The following is a 24,232-nucleotide window of genomic DNA, read 5'->3' on the forward strand; positions in this document are numbered from 1 at the left end:
CGATGTGTGCCCGAAGGGACTCAACCCGACGAAGGCCATCGGCAAGATCAGGGAAATGCTGGTGCGGCGGGCGGTTTAATACACGCATCGTTTTGACTTGCGGCTCATCATGGGCCGCGTCTGACTACCGCAAAGCTCAACGCGATCGATCCGGTCGCGCGTCTATCCTCTTCTTCGCTCTCGACCGCCCGGTAACGCGGCGGTCGAGACGATGTCTTCGTTTCATCTTTCACCGAAGCCGCTTCAGCCTGCATGTCGTTGCCGCGACGCGCAGCGCGACGACGCACGGTCGTACGAGATGTCATGTCCGTTCCTTGTATTCGATTCGAGCCCTCATTCAACGATTCCGCGATCCATTTGTAAAATGAATCATTTTCCGCATCTGATAACGGCATCGAATGGAACTGAAACTGTTGAAGACGTTTCTCGCGGTGGCGGAACTGCGTCATTTCAGCCGCGCGGCGGAGGCGTTGCACCTGAGCCAGCCCGCCCTCAGCAAGCAGATCGTCGCGCTGGAAGCGAGCCTCGGCGGCAAGCTGTTCGAACGCGGCAGGCATGGGGCGGAGCTGACGCCCTTCGGTGAAGCGTTTCTGCCGGATGCGCAGGCACTGATGCGCGACGCCGACGATATCCTCGCCCGCGCCCGCGATGCCAGCAGCGGCAGAACCGGGCATTTGCGCATCGGCATTTGTCTCTCGGTGCTGACGCTGGTGCCGCGGCTCATTGCGGACTTTCGCCGGCAGAATCCCGGCGTGGCGATCACGCTCTCGGATCTCTCCTCATCGGAGCAGAGCCGTCGCATTCTCGCGGGCAAGCTCGATGCAGGCTTCATGCGCCTGCCGGCGGCGAGCGGACTGACATCGTTCAGAGTGATCGACGAAGGCCTGGCGCTCGCGATGCCCGCCGATAGCCGCTACAAGCGGCTTCCGACGGACCTCGGCGCGCTGAATGACATCGGCTTTATCGCGTTGTCGCGCGCACGCGGTCCCGGTCTCGCGGCGCAGATCGACCGATGGTGCGGCGAGCGGCATTTCGTGCCGCACGTCACGCAGCACGCGGAAGACGTGCAATCGGTGCTCACGTCGGTTGCGGCGGGCGTGGGCGTCGCGTTCATTCCGTCGCGCGCGCAGCATTTGCTACGCGATGCAACCGTCCTGCCGCTGAACGGCAAACATGCGAAGTGGCGCGTGGGTTTGGCGTGGCCATCGGCGAAAGAGAATGCGGTCACGGCCCGCTTCGTGCGTCATGTGCGCGAGGCATTGAAGGACGCCGCAACATAGTAAGGATCCCGAACGTTATTTTCGCAGTTCGCCCGGTCCCTTGCCCGTCCAGCGTTTCAACGCGCGACGGAAGTTCGCCGTGTCGCTGAAGCCGAGCAGCATGGCGACGTCGTCGGTATTCATCTTTGTCGTCTTCAGATACTCGAGCGCGAGGGAGCGGCGTACATCGTCGACGATCGCGAGAAACGACGTGCCTTCCGCTTGCAGACGCCGCCGCAGCGTGCGCGTGGTCATGTGCATCTGCTCGGCCGTGGCCTCCATGCCGGGAAAGACGCCGGGCGTGCTCATCAGTATCTGATAGACCTCGCCCGAGACACCGCTCGATGTCTTCGCCTGACCGATGAGCCTGTCGCACGTTTCCTGCAAGAGCGACGCCGTGAGCTGATGCGCGAGTTGCGGCTTGCGATCGAGAATCGCGCTGTCGTAGATCAGCTCGCATTGCTCTTGCTCGAAGTAGCAAGGACAGCCGAGATAGTCCGGGTAAATGTCCGCATGCGCGGGCGCGGGATACGAGAAGCATGCCTTGATCGGCGGACACAGCCCGCCCGCGACATCCTGCAGATGCGTGACATGCTGCGTGTACTGCTGCTCGATGATGAACTCCCGCAACTCGCGCGACGGGCTAGAGATGAACGCGTCGGGGAACGTCCAGACCATGCGGTCCGGATACTCGGTCCATTCGATGGCAACCGTAGGCGTGGCGAGCCGATGATATTTCACGCCCAGCTTGAAGTAGTCGCGCAGCGAGAGGCAGGACATGAGGGCATACCCGTACATGCCGTAAGCCGAAAGATGCAGCTTCCTGCCGACCATGAACGGCGTCGCGGGATCGCACGATAGCGAGATCGCGTTCCTGCACACGGTCGCGTACTGGCCGATGGACGTGAGCACGGACGCATCCTGCAACGCCTCCACGCTCAGGCCCGTGCCGCGCAGACTGTCGGCGGGCGCGATGCCTTGCTCCGCCAGGACCTCGACCAGCGCCGCGATTTTGTACGGCGCATACATGCGTTCGTTGAGTGGGGGCCGGATCGTCGCCATGACTTGCTCGCTGGATTCGCTATGTCCTCGCAGGACTTTCGCCTGTCCGGAAATGACCTTTCCGGCCCGATGCTAACTCACTAACATCAGTGTCACAAGCCGCCGTTGCGCGAAGCGCGGCGGCATATGGAGACGAGGACAGCATCATGAGCAATCCCGGCCGCAAGGTCATCATTTCGTGCGCCGTCACGGGCGCCACGCACGTTCCTTCGATGTCGGAGCATCTGCCCCTCACGCCCGACGATATCCGTACACAGTCGATCGAAGCCGCCGAAGCGGGCGCCGCGATCATCCATCTGCATGCGCGCGATCCCAACGACGGACGCCCCACGCCGAGCCCCGACATCTTCAGGCAGTTCGTGCCCGCTATCGCCGAGGCGACCGATGCCGTCATCAACATCACGACGGGCGGCAGCACGCGCATGACGCTCGAAGAACGGCTCGCGTATCCGCTCGCAGCGGCCCCTGAGATGTGCTCGCTCAACATGGGCTCGATGAACTTCTCGATTCATCCGCTGGCATCGAAGATCTCGACGTGGCGCTATGAATGGGAAAAGGGCTACGTGGAAGGCATGGAAGACATGATCTTTCGCAACACCTTCAAGGACATCAAGCACATCCTGCTCGAACTGGGCGGCAAGGGCACGCGCTTCGAGTTCGAATGCTACGACCTCGGGCATCTCTACAATCTCGCGCATTTCGTGGATCAGGGGCTCGTCAAGCCGCCGTTCTTCATCCAGTCGGTGTTCGGCATTCTGGGCGGCATGGGCTCGGACCCGGAGAACATGACCGTGATGCGCGCCACCGCCGATCGCCTGTTCGGCCGCGAAAACTACTTGTTCTCCGTGCTCGGCGCGGGTCGCCATCAAATGCCGCTCGTCACGATGAGCGCCATTCTCGGCGGCAACGTGCGTGTCGGGCTGGAAGACAGCATCTATCTCGCGAAGGGCGTGAAAGCAGAATCGAACGCGCAGCAGGTCAGGAAAATCCGCCGCATTCTCGAAGACCTGTCGTTCGAGATCGCGACGCCCGCGGACGCCCGCGCGATGCTCGGCCTCAAAGGACGCGATCACGTCACGCTCTGATTAACGCACTTATCGAATCCACACGGCCTGCCTAAAGCACACATAGCAACACATAACAACGGCAGCCAATCTTTCAGGAGACAACATGGACACCGGCGCTCTCAACGACACGGTCGACGCGATCCATCGCGCCGCAACGCGCAAGGCGATGCTGCGGCTCATCCCGCTCATGTGCGCGATCTATTTCATGTCCTTTCTCGACCGCACGAACGTGGCGCTCGCGAAGGTGCAACTCGCCGCCGATGTGGGCATCAGCGCGGCTGCATACGGGCTCGGCTCGGGCATCTTCTTCATCGGCTATGCGCTGCTCGAAGTGCCGAGCAATCTCGCGGCGCATCGCATCGGGCCGCGCCGCTGGATCGCGCGCATCGCGGTGAGCTGGGGCATTCTCTCGACGGCCATGATGTTCGTGCAGGGCGAGTGGTCGTTCTATGTGCTGCGCGTGCTGCTGGGCATCGCGGAAGCGGGGCTCTTTCCCGCGCTCATGTACATGGTGACGCTGTGGTTCGCGCCCGCTGACCGGCCTATCGCGGTGGGCTGGATCTACACGGCGCCGGCGCTCGCGCTGGTGCTCGGCAATCCGATCGGCGGCGCGCTGATGCAGTTGGGCGGCATCGGCGGCCTGCACGGCTGGCAGTGGATGTTCATGATCGAAGGCATCCCGAGCGTGCTCGCGGGCGTGCTGCTGTACTTCAAGCTGCCGGAGCGTCCGCACAATGCGCGCTGGCTCTCGTCCGATGAAGCGCAAGCCCTCGAAGCGCGCGCGGTCATCGACACGCACGGGCATCCGGAGCTCACGTCGGCGGACTGGCTTTCGGCTTTGAAGCGGCCGACGACCGTGCTCATCGGGCTCATCTACTTCCTGAATCAGGTCGCCTTCGTCGGGCTGTACTTCTTCACGCCCGCGATGATTCATCAGATGCACGTGAGTTCGCCGTTCATCGTCGGGCTGCTGTCGAGCAGCGTGGGCGTGGGCTTTCTGCTGGGCGTGCTGATCCTGCCGCGCATCCATCGTCGTTATGGCAACGACTGCGTGTATCTGGGCATACTCACGGCTGGGCTCGTCGCGGGCGCCTGTGCGTTCGTGGCGACGGCCCATCCGGCGGCGCGCATGGCATTGCTCGCGGTCACGGCGTTCTTCGGTGGCGGCGTCCTGCCTTCGTACTGGGCCATTGCGATGAAGCGGCTGCAAGGCATTCAGGCAGCGGCGGGCCTCGCGTTCATCAATACGATCGGGCTCATCGGCGGATTCGTCGGACCGTATCTCTTCGGCATGACGGAGACGGTCACGGGGCGCAGCGATTCGGGCTTCCTTGTGATCGTCGTGGCCTCGGTGCTCGGGCTTGCGCTCGTGCCGGTCTTCGCGCGAGCGATCCGGCGCGAAGCGGGCGCGGGGTCGGCAATGAGCAATGGCAAGGCGGCCATCCACTCCTGACTGACACGAGAAGACTTGAACGATGAGACTCCAGAACAAAGTAGCGATCATCACGGGCGCGGGACAGGGCATCGGCGCGGCCACGGCATTGAAGTTCGCGCGCGAAGGCGCGATCGTCGTCGCGTGCGATATCAACGACTCAGCCGCGAAGGACGTGATCGCGCAATGCCGCGAGGCCGGCGCCGAGGCTTCGGCGTTTCGCGTCGACATGTCCGACCGTGACAGCGTGGATGCGATGGTCGCCGCCGTGCGCGAGCGGCACGGCAGAATCGACGTGCTCGTGAACAACGCGGGCATCACGCGCGATGCGCGTCTGCAGAAGATGACCATCGAACAGTTCGATGCCGTCATCGACGTGAATCTGCGCGCCGTGTTCCATGCAAGCCAGGCGGTGGTGGACGGCATGATCGCGCAAGGCTCGGGCGTGATTCTCAATGCGAGTTCGGTGGTCGGCATCTACGGCAACTTCGGGCAGACCAATTACGCGGCATCCAAGTTCGGCGTCATCGGCTTCACGAAGACCTGGAGCCGTGAACTGGGGCCGAAGGGCATTCGCGTGAACGCGGTCGCGCCGGGTTTCGTCGAGACGCCGATTCTGTCGACTATCCCCGACGACGTGCTCGGCAAGATGCGCGCGCAAGTGCCGCTCGGACGCCTCGGGCGGCCCGAAGAAGTCGCCAACGTCTACGCCTTTCTCGCAAGCGACGAAGCGAGCTATATCAACGGCGCGGTCATCGAGGTATCCGGCGGCATGACGCTTTGATGCTTTGATGCTTTGAGGCTTCGATGCTTCGATACCGCCGCGTGCTAACGCATGGTCCACTTGAACATGAACACATTCGAACTTCTGAAACCGCAGCCGGGCTTGCGCGTTCTCGTTACCGGCGCGGCGTCGGGCATCGGCGCGGGCATTGCACAAGCCTTTCTTGAGACGCAGGCGCAGGTATTCATCTGCGATGTGGATGCCGCGGCGGTCCAGCGCTTCGCGGCCACGCATGCGTCGCTGCATGGCTGCGTGGCCGACGTGAGCGATCCGCAGCAGGTCGATCACGTCATCGACGATGCGCGCGCCGCGCTCGGCGGTCTGGACGTGCTCGTGAACAACGCGGGCATCGCGGGTCCGACGGGGCCGGTCGAAGAACTCGATCCCTCGCAGTGGGAGCGCACCGTCACGACCAATCTCAACAGCCAGTTCTACTTCTTGCGCAAGGCCGTTCCGCTGATGAAAGAGACGTCGGAGCGGGCGAGCATCATCACGATGTCGTCGGTGGCGGGGCGGCTCGGCTATGCATTTCGCACGCCGTATGCCGCGACGAAGTGGGCGCTCGTGGGCCTCATGAAGTCGCTCGCTATCGAGCTTGGCCCGAGCAACATTCGCGTCAACGCGATCTTGCCCGGCGTGGTGCAGGGCGAACGGATGGATCGCGTGATCGCGGCGCGCGCGCAGTCGGTCGGCGTTACGTTCGATGCCATGCGCGACGAGTATCTGAAGAAGATATCGCTGCGTCGCATGGTGACGGTCGAGGATATCGCGGCGATGACGCTTTTTCTTGCTTCGCCTGCGGCGGGGAACGTCACGGGGCAGGCTATTAGCGTTGATGGGAACGTGGAGTATTTGTAGGCAGCATGTTCAGTCAGCGTGGATGGGAACGTGGAGTATTTGTAGGCAGCATGTTCCGTCAGCGCGGAAGCGAAGCCGCGCTGACTAGCCGGCCAACGGCCCTCACTCCCGCTTCTCCCCACCCGTAAGCAAGCTCTTGATCTTATCCTCCGTCTGCGCGTACTGCCCTTCGCCGAAGTGGCTATACACGAGCTTGCCGTTCTGATCGATCAGATACAGCGCGGGCCAGTACTGATTGCCGTAAGCCTGCCACGTCGCGAACTGGTTGTCCTGCGCGACCGGATACGTAATGCCGTTCTTGGCAATCGCTTTCTTGAGATTGCCCGTATCGCGTTCGAATGCGAATTCCGGCGAATGCACGCCGATCACCACGAGCCCCTTGTCGCGATAACGCGCGTTCCACTCCTTGATATACGGCAGCGTGTGCGCGCAGTTGATGCAGTCGAAGGTCCAGAAATCGACGAGCACCACCTTGCCGCGCAACTGCTTCAACTGCAGCGGCGCGCTGTTGAACCAGTTGTCGATGCCCGTGAACTCGGGCGCTTGTTCTCCGTTCGCGATAGCCGCGGAACCGAGCGCCGAAGCGCCGTTCGAGGCGAATGCCGCAAAGCCCGCCGTCGCCGCGATGCCGAGCGCGACTGCTGCAATCCTCAGACGACCGTACATGGTGACTCTCCTTGGGTGGTTGATGTCAGCCCGTATTGCAGCGCGCCGATGTATCCGCACTGTGTCCCGCGTCGGAGCGAATCGCGTCGTCATGTATCGCCGCGCGCCGCAGATACGTTGCGATACATAACGCCCTGATCGAGACATTCGCGCGATACATGTCAGCCGTGAAATAGCGCCATCGCTCATTCATGGAGGGGAGTGTCATGTTGCTGATCATCGTGGCTTTTCTGGGCGGCGCGTTCACCGTGCTCAGTCCCTGCATTCTGCCGGTCGTGCCGCTCATCTTCGCACGCACCGACCGGCCGTTTCTCACCGATCGGCTGCCGCTCTTAGCCGGCCTCGCCGGCATGTTCACGCTCGTCACCGGCGTGGGCGCGGCGGGTCTCGCGGGCGCGGCGCAGTTGAGTCAGTTCGGCCGCTGGCTCGCACTCGGGCTGTTCGCGCTGTTCGGCGCGTCGCTGCTCTTTCCCGCTATCGCCGCGCGCCTGGCGTCGCCGCTCTCTGCGCTGGCGGATCGCTTCATCGCGCGGTCTCAGGCGCAAAGCGCATCGCGCCGCATTCTTCCTGCGATGCTGCTCGGCGCGGCCACCGGGCTCCTCTGGGCGCCGTGCGCCGGTCCGATACTCGGCGCGATTCTCTCCGGCGCGGCGCTCAATGGCGCGAGCTGGCACACCGGCGCGGCGCTCGCGGCCTACGCGACAGGCGCGGCGTGCGCGCTCGCGGTGGCATCGTCGCTCGGCAAGCGCGCGCTCGACGGCCTCAAGCGATCGTTCGGCATCGGCGAGCACGTGCGCCGCGCGATGGGCGCGCTCGTGCTGTTGACCGTCGCCGCTATCGCTTCGGGCGTCGACACGCGTGTGCTCGCGCTCGTCAATGGCGTCTCGACCGATGGCATCGAAAGTCGGCTCGTCGCGCTCTTGTCCGCGCGCACGCCGTCGCCCGGCGATGCGCAAAAGCCGCGCATCGTGCGCGTGGCGATGTCGTCCCCGAACGCATCGGCACGCCTGCCGGTACAAGGCGCGCTGCCCGCGCTCGACGGCGCGACGCAGTGGCTCAACTCGCCGCCCCTTACGCGCGATGCGTTGCGCGGCAAGGTCGTCGTCGTCAACTTCTGGACGTACTCGTGCATCAACTGCCTGCGCACGCTGCCGTATCTGCGGACGTGGGCGCAGCAGTACGGCGGCAACGGGCTCGTCGTGCTCGGCGTGCATACGCCCGAATTCGCCTTCGAGCACGACACCGGCAACGTGCAGCGCGCGCTGCGGGATCTGCGCGTGCCGTATCCCGTCGCGGTCGATAACGATTACCGCATCTGGCAGGCGTTCGGCAATCGCTATTGGCCGGCGTTCTATATCGTCGATCAGGAAGGGCGCATCCGCTATCACCACTTCGGCGAGGGCGGCTACCAGGAGGCCGAGCATGTGATCCGGCAATTGCTCGGCGATGCGGCCAGCACGCCGGACGCGAACGCGCGCCCGGCCGTCGTCGCGAGCGGCACGCAAGTGGCCGCCGATCCGGCGCACGAGGCGTCGAGCGAAACGTATGTCGGCTATCGCGAGGCAGAAGGACAGGCGCCCAGCCAGCAAGTCGTGCGCGATGCCGCCGCCGACTACGCGCTGCCGCCACGTCTTGCGCTGAACGAATGGGCGCTCGGCGGGCAGTGGAACATCGGCGCGGAGGCGGCCGTGCCGGTGGCGCCGCATGCGCGCATCGCGTATCGCTTTCATGCGCGCGATCTTCATCTCGTGCTCGCGCCCGCCGCCGACGGCAAGCCGGTGCGCTTTCGCGTGACCGTGGATGGCGCGGCGCCGGGCGCGTCGCACGGCGCGGACGTCGATGCGAACGGCAACGGCGTCGTCGATGCCGCGCGCCTCTATCAACTCGTGCGCCAGAGCGGAACCGTCGATGACCGCACGTTCCAGATCGAGTTTCTCGACGGCGGCGCGCGAGCTTATGCATTCACCTTCGGCTGATCTTTGTATCGCCATGTATCCGGCGCGGCGCGTGACACATGCGCTTGCAGCGGGGAGTGCTGGCGGAAACAAGCCAGATACGTTCGCGCGTTTCAATACGTCTCATGCAAGGCCGATTCGATTCCGGTCTTGCAGTCACCCCTCGACCTTCGGAGAACATCATGAAAGCCATGCAAGTGATTGCTGCCGCCGCGCTTGCCGTCGCGCCCATCGTAACCTTTGCGCAGAGCGCGGACGGCATCACGCGCGCGCAAGTGCGTGCCGAACTCGTTCAACTGGAGCACGCCGGCTATAACCCGGCAAGCGATCATTCGCAGTATCCAAAGAACATAGAGGCTGCCGTTGCACGTCTGCATTCGGGCGATGCCGCATATGGCGGCGCAGTGGCCGGCGCGTCGCAGGCGGGCGCGCGGCAGGGTGAGGTCGTCGGTCTGGGCTCGTTGTACGCGCGTCCGTGATGGAGATGGCGTTTGCATCGCGCGGAAGTGGTTGCGCGGTGCGAACGCCGGGCCTTCGCGCGATACGACACCAGCCGCGCTTTCGTACGGCCGCCTTGCGCGGATGCCGTCGTGGCGTTCATCGCGAGTTGTCGCGCGATTGCGAGTTTCAGCGGTGTGCCGGTCGCGTCTGGATTGCTTCAAGCTTCCACTCGACGTCGCGTCTTGGCGATGCGTCTGCTCATACTTCTAACCGGTGTTATCACGCCAGTCGCGCTTTCAAACCGCCGCCTCCGCACGATTCGAGCTCAAGTTGCCGTTGATAGCCCGCGCGAATTTCCGCGCCACGCTGACATGCCGATTGCTCGACCTCCCGCGAGCGTCGCATCGCGCAAGAAACTCATGCAGCATGCAACGCATAACCGCCGTTCGCGACACCAGCGGCGCCTCCAAACCGCCGCCTTCGCGCGGATCAAACGCAAGTTGCCGTTGATAGCCCGCGCGATCGCAAGCGCTGGCGGCGTGCCGCTCGTGTCCCGATTGCCCGAGCTTTCCGCCAGCATCGCATAGCGCGAGCACGTCGTGGAGGATGCAACGCGTAACGGTCGTTCAAGAAACCAGCGGCGCTTCCAAACCGCCGCCTTCGCACAATTCGAGGTCCACGTCGCGTCAATAGCCCGCGCGATCGCAAGCACTCGCCGCCGTGCTCATCCTTCCCGTGAGCGTCGCATCGCGCGAGCGAGTCGTGCAGCATGCAACGCGAAACAACCACTCACAAAACCAGCCGCGCCTCCAACCCGCCGCCCTCGCGCCCATGCAACGTCAAGGTGGCGTCCATCGCCCGCGCGAGTTGCCGCGCGATGGCAAGTCCCAGTCCGGTGCCGCCCGTATCGCGATTGCGCGAGCTTTCCAGCCGCACGAAAGGCTCGAACACCGCTTCGAGCGACGCTTCCGGAATGCCCGGTCCGCGATCCATCACCGAGATGCATGCGCGGCCATCGGCGAGCGCCTTCATCTCGATCTCCGCCGCGCCCGAAAACTTCAGCGCATTGTCGACGAGATTGCCGACGATGCGCCGCAACGCCTGCGGACGCGTCACCATCGCATGGCCGATGCGGCCTTCGAGCGACACGCTCTTTCTCGCGTCGCGGTAGTCGTCGACGATGCTTTCGATCAGCGCATCCGGATCGATACGCACCGGCGCTTCCTGCGTGCCGTGCAAGGTCCGCGCGTACGTCACGCCTTCTTTCACGAGCGTTTCCATCTCCTGCAAGTCCTGCCGCAGCTTCGCGCCGGTCGCGCTGTCGTCCATCACGTCCACGCGCAGGCGCATGCGCGTGATCGGCGTTTGCAGATCGTGCGTGATGGCCGCGAGGATCTGCATGCGCTGCGCCATGTACATCGCGACGCGATCCTGCATTGCGTTGAACGCCTTCGCCGCGCGCAGCACTTCGTCCGGGCCTTCCTCGGGCAGGCGCTGTCCCTTCAGATCGGGACCGAGCGTGTCGGCCGCCTGCGCCAGCTGCGCCAGCGGGCGCGTGGCCAGGCGCACCGCGAGCCAGCAGCACGCAACCACCACGACAAGTTGCAACGCAAGCACGAAGGGCAGCCAGCTCGACAGCGGCGTGCCCTGCATCGGGCGCATGTCGATGGTGAGCGGCGAGCCGTCGGAGAGGCGCAAGTGAATTTGGAACCGTTCGGCGTGACCGGGCACCGCGTTCGCCGTCAGCGGATAACGCTTGCCGATGCCCTCGGCGATCGACTGCGCGAATCGCTCGGACAGCGCGGCGTCGGGCGGCGCGCCGCTCACGCCCGGACCGAGAATGAAATCGTACGTGCGCCGCGCTAGCCGCGGCAGCCACGCGGCGCGCTCGCCGGGCGGCAGATGATCGAGCAGCGCGACCGAACTCGCCACTTCGCGCTGGACGTAGCCCGTCATCACGTTCGTCATGCTCCGGTCGCGCTCCGTCATGGTGAGCCAGAACGCGGCCGCCTGCGCCACCGCGAGCCCGATCAGCAAGATGACGGCGAGCCGCGCAAAGAGCGTGCGCGGCAGGCGCAGCCACGCGGCGGCTGCGCGCGGCGCTTCCTCCGATACCCCGATGCGCGCGCTCATGGCGTACCGCCGAGCGGCGTCACCGCCGCCGAGAACACATAGCCTTCGCTGCGCAGCGTCTTGATGTAGCGCGGCTCGCGCGCTTCGTCCTTCAGGCGCTGACGCAGGCGGCTCACGAGCAGGTCGATGGAGCGGTCGAACGGATCGGCCTGACGGCCTTGCGTCAGATTGAGCAACTGATCGCGCGTGAGCACGCGCTGCGGGTGATCCAGAAACACGCGCAGCAAGCGATATTCGGCGCCGGAGAGCGCGACCATCGTGCCGTCGGCATCAAGCAGATGGCGCGCGGTCGTGTCGAGCCGCCAGTCGCCGAAAGCCAGCACGGGCGCGCTCTCCGTCACCTGCATGCCGGGCGGCAGCATGCGCGTGCGGCGCAAAACGGAGCGCATGCGCGCGAGCAGTTCGCGCACGGCGAAGGGTTTCGGCAGATAGTCGTCCGCGCCCATTTCGAGGCCGAGAATGCGATCGGCTTCCTCGTTGCGCGCGGTCAGCATGAGCACCGGAACGGAGCGGAACTTGCCCGCGCGCAATTCGCGGCATAGCACGAGTCCGTCTTCGCCCGGCAGCATCAGATCGAGCACGATCAGATCCGGCGCGCCCTGTTCGAGCACGGCGCGCATCTGCCGGCCATTGGCGGCAAGCGACACGCGCATGCCGTTCTTCTCCAGATATGTCGCGAGCAGTTCGCGGATGCCGCGGTCGTCGTCGACGATCAGCACGTGGTCGGTGGTTTCCATCGATCGCTCATGGCTTCTTGCGCTTGAATTGCACCCGGGCGGGCGTGAGCAACAGGCACTGCACCGGATGCGCGAGTTCGGCCGCCAGTCCGCCCGCGAGGAAGGCGACGATTGCCAGCATGCGTTTCACGGATGACTCCAGCGTTGACATGCAAGCTTTATAGCCCAGAACGCGCGCGGTTTCGACACGCGGGCGGCGCGTTTTGTATCGCAGTGTATCCGCGGCTTCGCGCGATACATAGCGTTGCACGCGTCGCTCATGCGTCGATCGAGCTGAGAAGCGCGCGGCGCCGCGTTTGTATCGGCATGTATCCGGAAGCGGCCTGATACAGAGCGATTCGAACAGGGCGCTCTCATGAAACATGGCGGATACACGGGCGCGTTCCAATGGCGTCACGGCAGCAGACGGTGCAGACAACGCAAGTACACACGCAAGTACACAGGCAATTGTGCGCGGGCCGGCACCTGATAAGCGTCGTCACTTTCAACCTCAAGGAGCTTAACCATGAAAACCTCGATCATCGCTTTGTTCGTCGCCGCCAGCGCTTTCGCGGGAGCCGCGCAAGCCGCAGTCAACGATACCGCGCCCGTGTCGCAGGATACGCAGTCGGCGGCGGTGCATCGCGTGATGGGCAAGACGCGCGCTGAAGTCCGCAGCGAACTCGTGCAGGCGCAAAAGAGCGGACAGATCGCGGCGCTGGCCAGTCTCTATCGCGGTAGCTGAGTGACTGCGTTCGGCATCGCCTGATTTCCAATCATTCGAAGATCACGTTCAACCTCTAGGAGCTTAATCATGAAGACCTCGATCATCGTTTTGTTCGTCGCCGCCAGCGCATTCGCGGGAGCCGCGCAAGCCGCAGTCAACGATACCGCGCCCGCGTCGCAGGATACGCAGCCGTCGGCGGTGCATCGCGTCATGGGCAAGACGCGCGCTGAAGTCCGCAGCGAACTCGTGCAGGCGCAAAAGAGCGGGCAGATCGCGGCGCTGGCTAGTCTCTATCGCGGTAGCTGAAGACTCGCGCATCGCGCATAGGCCGACACCAACCATTCGAGGATCACCATGACGACACACATGGACACTGTGCTTTATACCGGCAAAACGCGTGTGACCGGAGGCCGCGAAGGACACGCGCGCAGCTCCGACGGCCGGCTCGACGTGAAGCTCTCGACGCCCGGCGCGGCGGGCGCGGGCACCAACCCCGAGCAGATGTTCGCGGCAGGCTGGTCGGCGTGTTTCATCGGCGCAATGCGCAAGGCCGCCGCCGTGTTGCAAGTGAAGCTGCCCGACGATACGGCCGTCGACGCCGAAGTGGATCTCGGCACGCACGACGGCGCGTATCTGCTGCGCGCGCGGCTTGCGGTGAGCCTGCCGGGCATCGACCGCGATACGGCGCACGCGATCGTCGAGGGCGCGCATCGGACCTGCCCGTACTCGAAGGCGACGCGCGGCAATATCGACGTGACCATCGAGGTCGTGTGAGAGCGGCGGCATGGCGGCGGCGCGGGGATGCGCCCGCTGCCGCCGCAACGCGCGAAAGCGGGCATGGCGCGTGCCTTGAGCGAGAACGGTCGTCGATTGCGCGGTCCGCGGTTGATGGGCGCGAGACGACCTGATATGTTCGCTTGAACCTCACTCAGCTCTCGGAGTCACGATGCAGTCCAAGTTGCGCGAAGAAGATATCCGAACCCGTGCCTATCTCCTCTGGGAGGCCGATGGCCGACATTCCGGGCGCGATCACGTGTATTGGCAGCAGGCCATCGCTCAACTGAAGGAAGAAGGCGTCGCGCCGTCGCGCGATGCGGTCATCGACGAGCATGCGGCGTCGAGCGCAAAGAAGCCGGCGAAGGGCAAGAAGGCCGCTGCGGCCTCCGCAATTCCTGATACTTCCGATACGTCCGAGACCGAAAAGAAGACGAAAGCCAAAACGAAGACGCCGGTGAAGACCGCAGCGAAGACCGCGACGAAGACAGCGGCGAAATCGGCGCCGAAGTCCGCCGCGAAGAAGCCGACGAAGGCGAAGGAACCTGCGACGGAAGCGAAGGCGAAGTCTGCCGCCGCTGCGAGCGAACCGAAAGCCAAACGCGGCAGCAAGTCGGCGGATGCCGAAGCTCCCAAGCCCGCGAAGAAGCCGCGCAGGACCAAGGCCGCCGAAGGGCAGGCCGAGTCGAATTAGGCCTGCGGCGAGCGTCCGATACGCATAACGACGCGAGGCGCGGTTCGCTAAGCGTCCGCGCCGCCGCCGCGCCTGCTCACGATTGCCAACGCGACCGCGCCCAGCGCCAGCGCCGCAGCCGCGATCCAGAGCGCGTATGAGAACGATCCGGTTCGCTCGGCAATCGGCGCGGCGACGATCGGCCCGACGATCTGTCCGAGGCCATAGGCGCCCGTCGCGTAGCCCATCAGGCCGGCTGCCGCATCGCCGCGCAAGCGGCGCGCTTCGCGCATGGCGAAGAGGGTGATCGCGGTGAACGGCAAGCCGAGCAGCACGGTGCCCGCGCCGAGTCCGATGGCGGTCGGCGACACGACGCCGAGACATATGCCCGCCGCCTGCACGAGATAGCACGCAGCCAGCAAGCGCCGGTTATCCCATGCAATCGGCAGACGCGCGCCGAAGACCGCGCCCACCATCAGCGCCAGCCCGAACGCCGGCCAGAACAGATCGGGCCACGGCGACCCCGGCAACGCGTGTCGCGCGATGACCGGCAGAAACGTCGCGGTGATGATGTAGCCGAAACCGGCGAGACCATACAGGCCGACGAGCCAGAACGCATCGTCACGCGTCGAGGCGTGCGTGCTGGCGCTTGCAGCGTGCGCGTGCCCGGAGGCCGGCGAAGGCGTCAGCGCGAACGCCTGCCAGATGAACGCGATCGCCACGGCCGAACACGCCGCGAAGCCCGCCCAGACCCACGGCGCGCTGACGCCGTACGCGGCAGCACCCGCGCCGAGCAGCCCAGTCGCGACGATGCCGACACCCGGTCCCGCGTAGATCACGCCGCTCATGCCGTGCGCGTTCAATTCCGCGAGACGCCGCAGGCCCCATTGCGATGCGAACACGAACGCCCACGCGCTGACGACGCCCGCCGCGAAGCGTATGACGGTCCACGCCCAGAAGGCGTGCACGACGCCCATCGCCAGCGTGAAGACGGCGGTCGTCACGAGCGCGAGGCGCACCATGCGGCCGTGATCGACGCGAATCGCCGCGCACGTCAGCGCGCCGATCAGATATCCCGCGTAATTCGCCGATGCGAGCCATCCGCCCTGACGAATATCGAGCGCGCCGCTCTTGAGCATCAAGGGCAAGAGCGGCGTGAACGCGAATCGACCGACGCCGAGCGCCACGGCGAGCGCGACGGCGCAGGCGAGCGCCGCATCGCGCGCGGAATGGGTTGACGGTGCGTGAGCTTCAGCAGACGTAGCCATGAGGATCAAAAAAGACGAGCAGTCACCCGATGCTAGCTTGACCGCCGCATCTTGAAAAATGAATAATCAAGATGGAATCAATCTCGGATGCAGATCATGGACCTCGGCTCATTGGCGATTTTCCGGACTGTCGTGCGCGAAGCCGGCGTGACGAAAGCGGCGGCCAAGCTCAATCGCGTGCAGTCGAACGTGACGACGCGCATTCGCCAACTGGAGGAGACGCTCGGCACCGAGCTTTTCGAGCGCAACGGCCGGAAGCTCGTGCTTACGCCCGCCGGCGAGACGCTGCTGCCGTACGCCGAGCGCCTGCTCGCGCTGGCCGACGAAGCGCGTCACGCGGTGCGGGAGAACCGTCCGCAAGGGCGTTTGCGTCTCGGCACCATGGAAAGCACGGCCGCGAGCCGGCTGCCGCGCGTGCTGGCGGCCTACCATCAACGGTGGCCGGACGTGACGCTGGAACTGGCGACGGGCGTGACCCGCGCGCTCATCGACAGCGTGCGCGCCTATGAAGTGGATGCCGCCGTGCTCGCGCGCCCCATCGAGCCGAACGCGCTTCCAGCCGAACAGTTCGAAACGGTGCCCGTGTTCGAGGAAGAACTCGTGCTGGTCACGCCGCGCGGGCAGCATCCGACCGCCATGGCGCAGCAGATCGCCGGGCTCACGCTCGTCGCGTTCGAGCGCGGCTGCGCGTATCGCGCCTATGCGATGCGCTGGTACGAAGAGCAAGGCATCCGGCCGGCGCGCGTGCTGGAGCTGGGTTCGTATCACGCGATTGTCGCGTGCGTGTCAGCAGGCGCGGGCGTGGCCGTCGCGCCGCGCTCGGTGCTCGAACTCGCGGGACTGGCCGACGAAGTGGAACTGCATTCGCTCGGCGATCTCGGCCGGGTGAGCACGCTGCTCGTGTGGCGCAAGGGACACTTTTCGGCGGCGCTCGGCGCATTGCGCGACTTGCTGCTCGCGCGGTCGTGAGCGCAGCACGCGTCGCCCGCGCCGCCAGCATCGCCCGTCATGAGGCCTTGCCGATGCTCAACTGCACCTGATCGATTGCCGCCATGACCAGATCGTCTGCATGGCGAATGCCTTCGGCGGATGCGGCGAGTCCGTCCAGACGGCCATCGATCAGCAGCAAGGCGAGGCCGTGCACATACGCCCACGCTGCGGTGAGCGCGACGGCGCGCGAGGCCTCCATCGGCCCGAAAGTATGCTCGCCCGATGGCGGGCCGAGCGGCGCGTCGCCGAACACGCCGGCCAACGCGAGACCAGCGGTTCGTCGCGCCTCGATGAGCGATGGCCTTTCGGCATCGAGCATCTCGCCGCGCGACATCAGCCGCATGAGATCCGGATTCTTCTTCGCGAAGTCGATATAGCCACGCGCGATGGCCCTCGGCCTCTCCGACGCGTCGTGCACTTCGCGCGCGCTATCCGCGATGCACGCCGACAGACGCATGAAGCCATCGGCCGCGAGTTCGCTCAGCACGCCCGCTGTGTCGCCGAAATGATGCTGAGGCGCGGTATGCGACACGCCCGCCTCGCGCGCGATAGCTCTGAGGCTCAACCCGCTGATGCCTTCGCGCTTCAGAACGACTTCGGCGGCCTGCAACAACGCTTGCGGCAGCGATCCGTGGTGATAGGGCTTGTGCTGTTCTTTTTCCGTTGGCTTCGTCGCGCGCTTTCTCGCGCGCGTCGGCTCGGCGAGACCGCTTTCGCTCTTGTCGACCATGACGGCTGCATCGCATATTTACATTGGAAACTTATGGTGATGCGTTCACGGCGAAATGTCAAAGACCGCTTCGCATGGCGAGTGCGCGCGGCTGTCCGGTCACGGCAAAGACGACTCACCGCGCGATGGGCGTTCATCCGTCATCGCGCGATGCGCGCCTGCAACGGGCGCTTCGTCCGCGAACGAGCCGAACCGCGCGGCGAGCCATTCCTGCGCCCATTGCCGGGCGAAGGCCACCGCGTCGTCGCGCAAGTCGAAGCCTGCGAGATCGCCGCTCATGAGGACGTCGGTCTCGCTGCCGTCCGCGTTGGTCGCACTGATGCGCGCGTGAGCGATGTATTCGCCGTCCGCCCTGCGGGGCGTCGGGTCGATGCGATAGCGGGATGATGTCGGTTGCATGATGCCTTCCTTCGATGCGGCGTGTCAGCCGTTGTGCGCGTCAATCGAAGAGCGTCCGATCCTTCGCGCACGTGTCGGTCATTGTCTCGGCATACGCCGTCGATGCGCGCCGCGCGTCGCCCGCATTGCGGAACGGCTCTCGCGCGTCGAGCCTGAACACGCGGCTTCGCGTCATGCCGTCTGCGACGCCCGGCTCCTGAATGCGCACGGCGGCGTCGAAACCGTCGTCGTAATTGTGCGCGCGGCCCGGGACCGCCGGCCGATGCGAAAACACGAGCGGATAAATTTCCAGACCACGGTAGAGACGGAAGTCGACTGTCATGAGAGGCTCTCGCGCCGCGCGGTGGCGGCAAATAAGTAGTGGGCGTGGAAGGTATCGGTAGTGATGACGCATTGGCCGCGTTGCGCGGCCGCAATCCATGCGGGGGTCATTCGCCGTCGGTCACGAGTCGCTCAGCCAGTCCATCGTACGCGCTTCGGAGACTTTGTACAGCGAAATTTCCGGCTGGCGTCCCGAGCGACTCTAAGCGTTCAAAGAGGCCACGACGTTGCCGCATGATGTGCCTATAATGGACCGCACTCGACACATCCTTCCTGCAAGAGGCGCGTGATTCCCTGGCGCCTCATGGTCCGCATTAGCATTCATCGCGGCTTCGAATCAAAGACTCACATCGGGCGCTCGCGTCGCTCGCCGCACAGTCGTCATCAGCGCAATGCGCAATGGCGCTTCAACAGGACACTCACTCATGCAAGCGCAGATCCTCGACGTCTATTCGAGCCCCAACGGCGATACATGGCGCTTGCGTATCGGCGCCGACGAATCGCGCGTCGTTCAGCATGTCCCTAACGCGGCTTCGGGCGGGCAGGCATCGGAGATGCCGGTCGAGGCGTTTTTATCGTCCGACGAAGCAACGCCGCAACGCGATGCGCTGGTCGTCCTGCTCGGCCAATTGCGACGCGATGCCCTGCTACCGAGCACGCATGACTCGGATGAACGCCCGGTGCCGCGCAAGCCCGCTGTCGATGCGCTGCTGCTCACCGCTGCGCGCGTCAGGACCTTCGCGGGCGAAGCGCATCTGACGAATGCGAGCGGGTTTTTCTTTGCTCGCGATGAACGGCTCTTTCTCGTGACGAGCCGTCATGTGGTGAGCGATGCGCCGAGCGAGCACTTCCCCGATCGGCTCGAAATCGAATTGCACATCGACGCCGACAACCTCGGCGCTTCGACGTGGTTCTCGTTGCCGCTGTATGCGGATGGCGTCGCGCTCTGGCGCGAAGGCGCGGACGACGGCGGCGCGATCGACGTCGCGGTGCTCGAACTGGAGCGGGATCGCCTGCCTGAAACCGCGCGCTTCGATGCGTTCGGTCCCGAGCATCTGCCGAAGCCCGATGGCGAGCTGCCGGTCGGCGCTTCGGTGCTGATCGTCGGTTTTCCGCTGGGCTTTCACGATTCGCTGCATCATCTGCCGGTCGTGAGGCAGGGCGTCATCGCGTCGGCGTTCGGGCTGCGCTTTCAGGGCAAGGGATGCTTCATCACCGATGCGCGCACGCATCGCGGCACGAGCGGCGCGCCGGTCGTCACGCGCGACCCGTCGAAGGTAGGGAGTACTGATGAACCGCGCCTGCCGTGGCTGCTGCTGGGGATTCACTCATCGACGATCGACATGGGCTCGCGCGATGTGCAGGTGGATGAAACGCTCGGCCTGAACAGCGCGTGGTACTCGGACATCCTCATGACGCTGACGCGTTGAGCGAGCGCCCCGTCCGGACGCGGTTTTCACCATCCTGTTAAAATACGCGCTCTTCGTCGCGACCCGACGCATCGCATGCGCGAACCGCAGCCATCGCGTTGCTAGCGGGCCGAGCCTCTGTTGTCACCAACCGGCGCACTCGCGCCGCACGTCTTCGTCCGAATCCATACCGTCATGACTCAACCCGCGAGCGGGACTCAAACGCGCGTCGTCTCGCGCCTATCATTTCCGTCTTCACGCGCCGAATGGGTGCGGGAGATTCTCGCGGGCGTCGTGACGAGCCTCGCGCTGATCCCCGAAGTCATTTCGTTCGCCTTCATTTCGGGCGTCGAGCCGCGTTCGGCGCTGTTCGCCTCGGTCGTGCTGCTGATCGTCACGTCGCTGCTCGGCGGACGGCCCGCCATGGTGACGGCCGCGGCGGGTTCGGTGGCGCTCGTCGTCGCGCCGATGGTCCACGCGCACGGCGCGGGCTACATTCTGCCCGCCGTGCTGCTCGCGGGCTTGATACAGATCGCGTTCGGCGCGCTGGGCTTCGCGCGCATCGTGCGCTTCATTCCGCGCTCGGTCATGCTCGGTTTCGTCAACGCGCTCGGCGTCCTCATATTCTGCGCGCAGATTCCGCACCTCGTCGACAAACCGCTTGCCGTGTACGTGCTGTTCGCGATCACGCTCGCTATCGTCGTGATCGGGCCGCGTGTGACGCGGGCGGTGCCGGCGCCGCTCATCGCGATCATCGTGGCCACCGTGCTCGCCATTGCATTGCACTGGTCGGTACCGACGGTCGGCGGCGACCGTCCCATGTCGTCGGACTTGCCCGGCCTCACGCTCTGGTCCGTGCCGTTCGATCTGAGCACGTTGAAGATCGTATGGCAGACGGCGGTATCCATTGCGTTCGTCGGCTTGCTGGAGACGCTGCTGACCGCGAAGCTCGTCGACGAAGTGACCGCCACGCGTTCGCACAAGTCGCGCGAATCGTGGGCGCTCGGGCTCGCGAATCTCGGCGCGGGCGCGTTCGGCGGCATTGCCGGCTGCGCGATGATCGGGCAGACGGTCGTGAACGTGGAGATCGGCGGGGCGCGCACGCGCGTGTCCACGCTCGCGGCGGCGGCCACGCTGCTTTTGCTCATCACCGGCCTGAGTTCGGTGATGGCGCGCATCCCGATGGTCGCGCTCGCCGGCGTGATGATGGTCGTCGCGGTCAAGACGGTGGACTGGCACAGTCTGCGCCCGGCCACGTTGCGCCGCATGCCGCTCATGGAAACATCCGTCATGCTCACTTCCATTGGGCTGACCGTGTACACGGGCAATCTCGCGATCGGCGTGGTCGGCGGCGTGCTGTTGGCGACGGTCCTGTTCGCGCGCCGCGTCGCTCACGTCATTTGCACGACGCGCACCGTATCGGACGACGGCGAAAGCGTGCGTTACGAAGTGCACGGACCGCTCTTCTTCGGCAGCAGCAACGATCTCGTGGACCAGTTCGAGTACGAGGCCGATCCACGCTCGGTCGTCATCGACTTCGCGAAATCGCAGGTGTGGGATGCATCGACCGTCGCGGTGCTGGATTCCATCGAGAACAAGTATCGGCAGCGCGATGTGGCCGTGCAGTTCGTGGGGCTGGACGAGCGCAGCCGGGCGTTTCACGCGCGGTTGAGCGGAAACCTGAATGCCGGTTGAATACCGGTTGAATGCCGCATGAAAGGCGTGCGATCCGCCGCCGAATGACACGCCGAAGTCAAAGGTAAGACGAATTCATTCGATACGTTAAACACCGCACAATTGCGCGTTTGCCCAGCGTGTACTGTTCTCCCTGACCGCCCGACTTGAGAGGCGGAACAAGCGAAAGCAGATACGGGGAAGCAAATGAAATCACGTGCAGCGGTTGCGTTGAGTGTCGTGTTGGCTGCGTGCGGCGGCGGTGGCGGCGGGGGTGCATCGAACGGTGGAACGACGGCGGCGTCGGCCGCGCCTGCGTCCGGTTCCACGGCTACGGTCTGCTCGGGCGGTCCTTTCACCACGGACGCGACCAAAGTGTGTTCCGATGCGTCGGGCAAGGTCGTCACGGCCTACGTGTACGCGCAGCCGCAAACCGTCATCGCCGATGGCACCATCATCTCCGCCAATACGACGTGGCCCGCGAGCGGCTCGCCGTACTACATCGCGGGAACGGTGCAGGTCGCCAAGGGCGCGACGCTCACGATTCCGGATGGCGTCGTCGTCGAGGGCCTGAAGCCCGTGCCTTGCAAGGCCGACTGCATCGGCACGGTGCCGAACACAGGCATCATCAACGTGGCGGGGCAACTGAACGTCGGCGGCAGCAACCAGTCGCAATTGCTCGGCGTGACCGTCAGCAACGTGGACGGCACCGTGGGCGGCGGCACGGTCAGCATTCAGCACACGCTGCTGCAAGACGCGTTCGTGCAGATCAGCCCCGCAGCGCCGTTCTCGATGACCTACAGCCAGGCGTACCGGATGAACGTCACGCGGATCGTTCGCGCGGGCGTCACGACCTATCAGGCGGGAACGAACGGTTATCCGAGCTTCAAGAACGCCACGCTGAAGTACAACACGTTCGTCGACTCGGCCGCGTTCGCATTCGATCCTTCGGTCGTCATGCAGAACAACGTGTTCGTGAACATGGTGGACGGACTCGTGCTGATCGACGATTTCCCGGCGACGGGCGCGCCCACCGGCATCGCGAAGAATAATTCCTTCCTCTTCAAGAAGGATTCGCCGAATCTCAATCGCCAGGTCATCGCGGCGCACGGCACGTATAACGCGTCGACGATCCATACGCTCGATTTCTCGAACAACTTCTGGGGCGTGACGGACAACACGACGATTCAATCGCGCATTCTCGACAGCACGAATTCGAGCAGCCCGCGACTGCCCAACATCGTGAACTACGCGCCTGCGGCTACCACGGCCGACCCGGCCACGCCGGCCGATCCGCAAAGCGGCACGCCCAACGTCTGATTGCGAAACGTCGCGGCGCCGGACTGAATCCCGAGAGGTGGCGACGTGGGTGGCGGTCGGACTGATGATGTCCGCCGCCTGCGCGCATCGGGATGGTTGTCAGCGGCGCATCACGCTCACGATGATTACAGCTTCGATACCGCGTGCTTTGCATGGAGCTTGCAACGCCACCCCGATCACGCTCCCTACCGGCAACCGAAACACGCTCGCACCCGATTGAATCGGCAACGCCATCATCCTGCGCAAGCCGCTAGGGAAAGCGTGGCGCGACGCGCTGCTTCCAGAAAGCCGCAACGAGCCGCCCGAGTCGCGGCACAAGGGTTGCGTGAGCCGAGATGACTTTCACGCCGGCGGCCTCATGACTTGCGTTCTTCTGGTCGATGACGACACACTCTCCCTTCACGCGCTCGAAGCGGTCTTCGAGTCGCGCGGCTTTCACGTGCTTCTGGCGCGAAACGGCGTCGACGCGCTCGCCACCGCTATTCGCACGCTGCCGGACCTGGTCGTGACCGACTGGGAAATGCCCCTTTTCGACGGCGTGACGCTGTGCGAACGACTTCGATCCGTCCCGGGACTGGCGCGCATTCCTGTCGTTCTTACGTCGGGAAAAATGCGCCCTGCCGATGGCCCGCAAGCGTGGGACGTATTCCTCAAGAAGCCGCTGGACTTTCGCCTGCTCGAACCGATCTTCCGGCGGTTCTAGTCGAACGTTCGTCGCGGCTCGATGTGTCGAAACGGAGAAGACGCCATGAATCGAACGGAAACGGCGCTGATCGTCGGCGCCGGGCAGGGCCTGAGCGCATCGCTGGCGCGGCTCTTTTCGAACGAGGGCATGCAGGTCGCGCTTGCCGCACGGGACACGACCAAGCTCGCGCCACTCGTCGATGAAACCGGCGCGTTCGCCGTCGCGTGCGACGCGAGCCGGGCGGCCGACGTCGAGAATCTTTTCGCACAGGTGAGCGGCAAGCTGGGTGTTCCGGACCTCGTCGTGTACAACGCGAGCGGCCGCTATCGTTCGCCCGTCGGACAGATCGACGCCGGCCGGCTGCGCGAGGCGCTCGACGTCACAGCCATAGGCGGGCTGCTGGTCGCCCAGGCGGCGGCCGTGGGCATGCTGGCGCGAGCAAGCGGCTCCATCCTTCTGACCGGCGCCACCGCGAGCGTGAAGGGCCTGCCGGGCTCGACGCCGTTCGCAATGGGCAAGTTCGCGCTGCGCGGCATGGCGCAATGCCTCGCGCGGGAACTGGCTCCGAGCAATATTCACGTCGCGCACTTCGTCATAGACGGCGGCATTGCGAGCGGCGGATTGCAGCGCGACCGCGCGGATGCGCACGACGCGCTGCTCGACCCCGATGCAATCGCGCGGGAATATCTTCACGTTCATCGGCAGCATCGCAGTGCCTGGACATGGGAGATCGAACTGAGGCCGTGGGTCGAGCGGTTCTGAAGCGAACGGCCCTGCGCAGCCATACGCGCAGGTTCAGGGAAGAATTGCCGATTCGACACGGCGCGCCAGGCGGCACCAGCAGATCCCGCTAAAGCGCCCCCGCATCCTTGCCGATAAAAACGAACGG

At 64.9% G+C, this 24,232-nt stretch carries 27 protein-coding genes and 1 pseudogene; 18 read left to right on the forward strand and 10 right to left on the reverse strand.

Going from position 1 to position 24,232, the window contains the following annotated elements:
• Both sdhB and NCR35_RS21945 read left to right on the forward strand, forming a co-directional pair.
• Nucleotides 1-79 (forward strand): annotated as a pseudogene (sdhB, locus tag NCR35_RS21940) (succinate dehydrogenase iron-sulfur subunit); the annotation flags it as partial.
• Between the two features lie 319 nt (nucleotides 80-398).
• Nucleotides 399-1,280 carry a LysR family transcriptional regulator gene (locus tag NCR35_RS21945; RefSeq protein WP_250536051.1) on the forward strand — a complete coding sequence of 294 codons (882 nt, stop codon included), beginning with the start codon at nucleotides 399-401 and terminating at the stop codon, nucleotides 1,278-1,280.
• A 15-nt stretch (nucleotides 1,281-1,295) separates the two neighbouring features.
• Here the strand turns inward: NCR35_RS21945 and NCR35_RS21950 are convergent, their stop codons facing one another.
• Nucleotides 1,296-2,321 (reverse strand): AraC family transcriptional regulator, encoded by a 1,026-nt coding sequence (locus NCR35_RS21950; RefSeq protein WP_250536053.1) that lies wholly within the window; start codon nucleotides 2,319-2,321, stop codon nucleotides 1,296-1,298.
• A 146-nt stretch (nucleotides 2,322-2,467) separates the two neighbouring features.
• On the opposite strand from NCR35_RS21950, the gene kce reads away from it, so the two are divergent.
• The 4 genes from kce to NCR35_RS21970 all read left to right on the forward strand — a co-directional run bounded on the left by kce (nucleotide 2,468) and on the right by NCR35_RS21970 (nucleotide 6,462).
• Complete coding sequence (gene kce / locus NCR35_RS21955) at nucleotides 2,468-3,406, forward strand: 3,5-dioxohexanoate:acetyl-CoA acetone transferase (RefSeq protein ID WP_250536055.1); 939 nt, start codon at nucleotides 2,468-2,470, stop codon at nucleotides 3,404-3,406.
• Between the two features lie 85 nt (nucleotides 3,407-3,491).
• Nucleotides 3,492-4,841: an MFS transporter gene (locus tag NCR35_RS21960; protein WP_250536057.1), complete on the forward strand. Its 1,350-nt coding sequence runs from the start codon at nucleotides 3,492-3,494 to the stop codon at nucleotides 4,839-4,841.
• Between the two features lie 22 nt (nucleotides 4,842-4,863).
• Nucleotides 4,864-5,604 carry a 3-oxoacyl-[acyl-carrier-protein] reductase gene (gene fabG, locus NCR35_RS21965; RefSeq protein WP_250536058.1) on the forward strand — a complete coding sequence of 247 codons (741 nt, stop codon included), beginning with the start codon at nucleotides 4,864-4,866 and terminating at the stop codon, nucleotides 5,602-5,604.
• A gap of 66 nt (nucleotides 5,605-5,670) precedes the next feature.
• Nucleotides 5,671-6,462 (forward strand): SDR family oxidoreductase, encoded by a 792-nt coding sequence (locus NCR35_RS21970; protein ID WP_250536060.1) that lies wholly within the window; start codon nucleotides 5,671-5,673, stop codon nucleotides 6,460-6,462.
• A 102-nt stretch (nucleotides 6,463-6,564) separates the two neighbouring features.
• On the opposite strand, the gene NCR35_RS21975 is transcribed toward NCR35_RS21970, so the two are convergent.
• Together NCR35_RS21975 and NCR35_RS21980 are read right to left on the reverse strand one after the other, a co-directional pair.
• Nucleotides 6,565-7,128: a thioredoxin family protein gene (locus NCR35_RS21975; protein ID WP_250536062.1), complete on the reverse strand. Its 564-nt coding sequence runs from the start codon at nucleotides 7,126-7,128 to the stop codon at nucleotides 6,565-6,567.
• Between the two features lie 25 nt (nucleotides 7,129-7,153).
• On the reverse strand, nucleotides 7,154-7,336 hold the full coding sequence (locus tag NCR35_RS21980) for a hypothetical protein (protein ID WP_250536064.1): 183 nt from the start codon (nucleotides 7,334-7,336) through the stop codon (nucleotides 7,154-7,156).
• Between NCR35_RS21980 and NCR35_RS21985 the strand changes: the two genes are divergently transcribed.
• Together NCR35_RS21985 and NCR35_RS21990 are read left to right on the forward strand one after the other, a co-directional pair.
• Complete coding sequence (locus NCR35_RS21985) at nucleotides 7,335-9,104, forward strand: cytochrome c biogenesis protein DipZ (RefSeq protein ID WP_250536065.1); 1,770 nt, start codon at nucleotides 7,335-7,337, stop codon at nucleotides 9,102-9,104. The genes NCR35_RS21980 and NCR35_RS21985 overlap by 2 nt on opposite strands.
• A 161-nt stretch (nucleotides 9,105-9,265) precedes the next feature.
• Complete coding sequence (locus NCR35_RS21990) at nucleotides 9,266-9,562, forward strand: DUF4148 domain-containing protein (protein ID WP_250536067.1); 297 nt, start codon at nucleotides 9,266-9,268, stop codon at nucleotides 9,560-9,562.
• Between the two features lie 751 nt (nucleotides 9,563-10,313).
• Here the strand turns inward: NCR35_RS21990 and NCR35_RS21995 are convergent.
• From NCR35_RS21995 to NCR35_RS29925, 3 genes are read right to left on the reverse strand one after another with little or no spacing between them, the layout of a single operon-like run.
• Entirely contained in the window at nucleotides 10,314-11,657 is a 1,344-nt protein-coding gene (locus tag NCR35_RS21995; RefSeq protein ID WP_250536068.1) for a sensor histidine kinase, read from the reverse strand.
• Entirely contained in the window at nucleotides 11,654-12,394 is a 741-nt protein-coding gene (locus tag NCR35_RS22000) for a response regulator (protein WP_250536069.1), read from the reverse strand. The genes NCR35_RS21995 and NCR35_RS22000 overlap by 4 nt, the downstream gene beginning before the upstream one ends.
• A 7-nt stretch (nucleotides 12,395-12,401) precedes the next feature.
• Complete coding sequence (locus NCR35_RS29925; RefSeq protein WP_255775099.1) at nucleotides 12,402-12,524, reverse strand: hypothetical protein; 123 nt, start codon at nucleotides 12,522-12,524, stop codon at nucleotides 12,402-12,404.
• A 375-nt stretch (nucleotides 12,525-12,899) separates the two neighbouring features.
• Between NCR35_RS29925 and NCR35_RS22005 the strand changes: the two genes are divergently transcribed.
• From NCR35_RS22005 to NCR35_RS22020, 4 genes are all read left to right on the forward strand, one after another.
• Nucleotides 12,900-13,118, forward strand: a complete 219-nt coding sequence (locus NCR35_RS22005; protein WP_250536070.1) for a DUF4148 domain-containing protein — start codon at nucleotides 12,900-12,902, stop codon at nucleotides 13,116-13,118.
• 69 nt (nucleotides 13,119-13,187) lie between these two features.
• Nucleotides 13,188-13,406: a DUF4148 domain-containing protein gene (locus NCR35_RS22010; RefSeq protein WP_250536071.1), complete on the forward strand. Its 219-nt coding sequence runs from the start codon at nucleotides 13,188-13,190 to the stop codon at nucleotides 13,404-13,406.
• Nucleotides 13,407-13,454: 48 nt separating this feature from the next.
• On the forward strand, nucleotides 13,455-13,874 hold the full coding sequence (locus tag NCR35_RS22015; protein ID WP_284503214.1) for an organic hydroperoxide resistance protein: 420 nt from the start codon (nucleotides 13,455-13,457) through the stop codon (nucleotides 13,872-13,874).
• 172 nt (nucleotides 13,875-14,046) lie between these two features.
• A complete protein-coding gene (locus NCR35_RS22020; RefSeq protein WP_250536072.1) occupies nucleotides 14,047-14,568 on the forward strand; it encodes a DUF2934 domain-containing protein in 522 nt (173 codons plus the stop codon).
• Nucleotides 14,569-14,615: 47 nt separating this feature from the next.
• On the opposite strand, the gene NCR35_RS22025 is transcribed toward NCR35_RS22020, so the two are convergent.
• Nucleotides 14,616-15,815, reverse strand: coding sequence for a YbfB/YjiJ family MFS transporter (locus tag NCR35_RS22025; protein WP_250536073.1), 1,200 nt, complete (start codon nucleotides 15,813-15,815; stop codon nucleotides 14,616-14,618).
• Between the two features lie 96 nt (nucleotides 15,816-15,911).
• On the opposite strand from NCR35_RS22025, the gene NCR35_RS22030 reads away from it, so the two are divergent.
• Nucleotides 15,912-16,784: a LysR family transcriptional regulator gene (locus NCR35_RS22030; protein ID WP_250536074.1), complete on the forward strand. Its 873-nt coding sequence runs from the start codon at nucleotides 15,912-15,914 to the stop codon at nucleotides 16,782-16,784.
• A 37-nt stretch (nucleotides 16,785-16,821) separates the two neighbouring features.
• Here NCR35_RS22030 and NCR35_RS22035 read toward each other — a convergent pair whose 3' ends face one another.
• From NCR35_RS22035 to NCR35_RS22045, 3 genes are all read right to left on the reverse strand, one after another.
• Nucleotides 16,822-17,535: a TetR/AcrR family transcriptional regulator gene (locus tag NCR35_RS22035; protein ID WP_250536075.1), complete on the reverse strand. Its 714-nt coding sequence runs from the start codon at nucleotides 17,533-17,535 to the stop codon at nucleotides 16,822-16,824.
• A gap of 99 nt (nucleotides 17,536-17,634) precedes the next feature.
• The gene (locus NCR35_RS22040; protein WP_370650768.1) at nucleotides 17,635-17,934 is read right to left on the reverse strand and encodes a hypothetical protein; all 300 of its coding nucleotides are present in this window, start codon (nucleotides 17,932-17,934) and stop codon (nucleotides 17,635-17,637) included.
• Nucleotides 17,935-17,974: 40 nt separating this feature from the next.
• A complete protein-coding gene (locus tag NCR35_RS22045; RefSeq protein WP_250536076.1) occupies nucleotides 17,975-18,256 on the reverse strand; it encodes a hypothetical protein in 282 nt (93 codons plus the stop codon).
• A 424-nt stretch (nucleotides 18,257-18,680) separates the two neighbouring features.
• On the opposite strand from NCR35_RS22045, the gene NCR35_RS22050 reads away from it, so the two are divergent.
• From NCR35_RS22050 to NCR35_RS22070, 5 genes are all read left to right on the forward strand, one after another.
• Complete coding sequence (locus NCR35_RS22050; protein ID WP_250536077.1) at nucleotides 18,681-19,685, forward strand: S1 family peptidase; 1,005 nt, start codon at nucleotides 18,681-18,683, stop codon at nucleotides 19,683-19,685.
• A 174-nt stretch (nucleotides 19,686-19,859) separates the two neighbouring features.
• Nucleotides 19,860-21,359 carry a SulP family inorganic anion transporter gene (locus tag NCR35_RS22055; protein ID WP_250536078.1) on the forward strand — a complete coding sequence of 500 codons (1,500 nt, stop codon included), beginning with the start codon at nucleotides 19,860-19,862 and terminating at the stop codon, nucleotides 21,357-21,359.
• Nucleotides 21,360-21,545: 186 nt separating this feature from the next.
• A complete protein-coding gene (locus NCR35_RS22060) occupies nucleotides 21,546-22,658 on the forward strand; it encodes a hypothetical protein (RefSeq protein WP_250536079.1) in 1,113 nt (370 codons plus the stop codon).
• 358 nt (nucleotides 22,659-23,016) lie between these two features.
• Nucleotides 23,017-23,361, forward strand: coding sequence for a response regulator (locus tag NCR35_RS22065; protein ID WP_244851443.1), 345 nt, complete (start codon nucleotides 23,017-23,019; stop codon nucleotides 23,359-23,361).
• A gap of 45 nt (nucleotides 23,362-23,406) precedes the next feature.
• Nucleotides 23,407-24,105, forward strand: a complete 699-nt coding sequence (locus NCR35_RS22070; protein ID WP_250536080.1) for an SDR family NAD(P)-dependent oxidoreductase — start codon at nucleotides 23,407-23,409, stop codon at nucleotides 24,103-24,105.
• Nucleotides 24,106-24,232: the final 127 nt, after the last annotated feature.

The organism is Caballeronia sp. AZ10_KS36 (genome assembly GCF_023631105.1).
Lineage (GTDB): Bacteria > Pseudomonadota > Gammaproteobacteria > Burkholderiales > Burkholderiaceae > Caballeronia.

What these genes read in the sequence shown, in the direction of transcription:
- NCR35_RS21945 (WP_250536051.1), top strand. Translation starts at nt 399, where the DNA reads ATGGAACTGAAACTGTTGAAGACGTTTCTCGCGGTGGCGGAACTGCGT.
- NCR35_RS21950 (WP_250536053.1), bottom strand. Translation starts at nt 2,321, where the DNA reads ATGGCGACGATCCGGCCCCCACTCAACGAACGCATGTATGCGCCGTAC.
- kce (WP_250536055.1), top strand. Translation starts at nt 2,468, where the DNA reads ATGAGCAATCCCGGCCGCAAGGTCATCATTTCGTGCGCCGTCACGGGC.
- NCR35_RS21960 (WP_250536057.1), top strand. Translation starts at nt 3,492, where the DNA reads ATGGACACCGGCGCTCTCAACGACACGGTCGACGCGATCCATCGCGCC.
- fabG (WP_250536058.1), top strand. Translation starts at nt 4,864, where the DNA reads ATGAGACTCCAGAACAAAGTAGCGATCATCACGGGCGCGGGACAGGGC.
- NCR35_RS21970 (WP_250536060.1), top strand. Translation starts at nt 5,671, where the DNA reads ATGAACACATTCGAACTTCTGAAACCGCAGCCGGGCTTGCGCGTTCTC.
- NCR35_RS21975 (WP_250536062.1), bottom strand. Translation starts at nt 7,128, where the DNA reads ATGTACGGTCGTCTGAGGATTGCAGCAGTCGCGCTCGGCATCGCGGCG.
- NCR35_RS21985 (WP_250536065.1), top strand. Translation starts at nt 7,335, where the DNA reads ATGTTGCTGATCATCGTGGCTTTTCTGGGCGGCGCGTTCACCGTGCTC.
- NCR35_RS21980 (WP_250536064.1), bottom strand. Translation starts at nt 7,336, where the DNA reads ATGACACTCCCCTCCATGAATGAGCGATGGCGCTATTTCACGGCTGAC.
- NCR35_RS21990 (WP_250536067.1), top strand. Translation starts at nt 9,266, where the DNA reads ATGAAAGCCATGCAAGTGATTGCTGCCGCCGCGCTTGCCGTCGCGCCC.
- NCR35_RS21995 (WP_250536068.1), bottom strand. Translation starts at nt 11,657, where the DNA reads ATGAGCGCGCGCATCGGGGTATCGGAGGAAGCGCCGCGCGCAGCCGCC.
- NCR35_RS22000 (WP_250536069.1), bottom strand. Translation starts at nt 12,394, where the DNA reads ATGGAAACCACCGACCACGTGCTGATCGTCGACGACGACCGCGGCATC.
- NCR35_RS22005 (WP_250536070.1), top strand. Translation starts at nt 12,900, where the DNA reads ATGAAAACCTCGATCATCGCTTTGTTCGTCGCCGCCAGCGCTTTCGCG.
- NCR35_RS22010 (WP_250536071.1), top strand. Translation starts at nt 13,188, where the DNA reads ATGAAGACCTCGATCATCGTTTTGTTCGTCGCCGCCAGCGCATTCGCG.
- NCR35_RS22015 (WP_284503214.1), top strand. Translation starts at nt 13,455, where the DNA reads ATGACGACACACATGGACACTGTGCTTTATACCGGCAAAACGCGTGTG.
- NCR35_RS22020 (WP_250536072.1), top strand. Translation starts at nt 14,047, where the DNA reads ATGCAGTCCAAGTTGCGCGAAGAAGATATCCGAACCCGTGCCTATCTC.
- NCR35_RS22025 (WP_250536073.1), bottom strand. Translation starts at nt 15,815, where the DNA reads ATGGCTACGTCTGCTGAAGCTCACGCACCGTCAACCCATTCCGCGCGC.
- NCR35_RS22030 (WP_250536074.1), top strand. Translation starts at nt 15,912, where the DNA reads ATGGACCTCGGCTCATTGGCGATTTTCCGGACTGTCGTGCGCGAAGCC.
- NCR35_RS22035 (WP_250536075.1), bottom strand. Translation starts at nt 17,535, where the DNA reads ATGGTCGACAAGAGCGAAAGCGGTCTCGCCGAGCCGACGCGCGCGAGA.
- NCR35_RS22040 (WP_370650768.1), bottom strand. Translation starts at nt 17,934, where the DNA reads ATGCAACCGACATCATCCCGCTATCGCATCGACCCGACGCCCCGCAGG.
- NCR35_RS22045 (WP_250536076.1), bottom strand. Translation starts at nt 18,256, where the DNA reads ATGACAGTCGACTTCCGTCTCTACCGTGGTCTGGAAATTTATCCGCTC.
- NCR35_RS22050 (WP_250536077.1), top strand. Translation starts at nt 18,681, where the DNA reads ATGCAAGCGCAGATCCTCGACGTCTATTCGAGCCCCAACGGCGATACA.
- NCR35_RS22055 (WP_250536078.1), top strand. Translation starts at nt 19,860, where the DNA reads ATGACTCAACCCGCGAGCGGGACTCAAACGCGCGTCGTCTCGCGCCTA.
- NCR35_RS22060 (WP_250536079.1), top strand. Translation starts at nt 21,546, where the DNA reads ATGAAATCACGTGCAGCGGTTGCGTTGAGTGTCGTGTTGGCTGCGTGC.
- NCR35_RS22065 (WP_244851443.1), top strand. Translation starts at nt 23,017, where the DNA reads ATGACTTGCGTTCTTCTGGTCGATGACGACACACTCTCCCTTCACGCG.
- NCR35_RS22070 (WP_250536080.1), top strand. Translation starts at nt 23,407, where the DNA reads ATGAATCGAACGGAAACGGCGCTGATCGTCGGCGCCGGGCAGGGCCTG.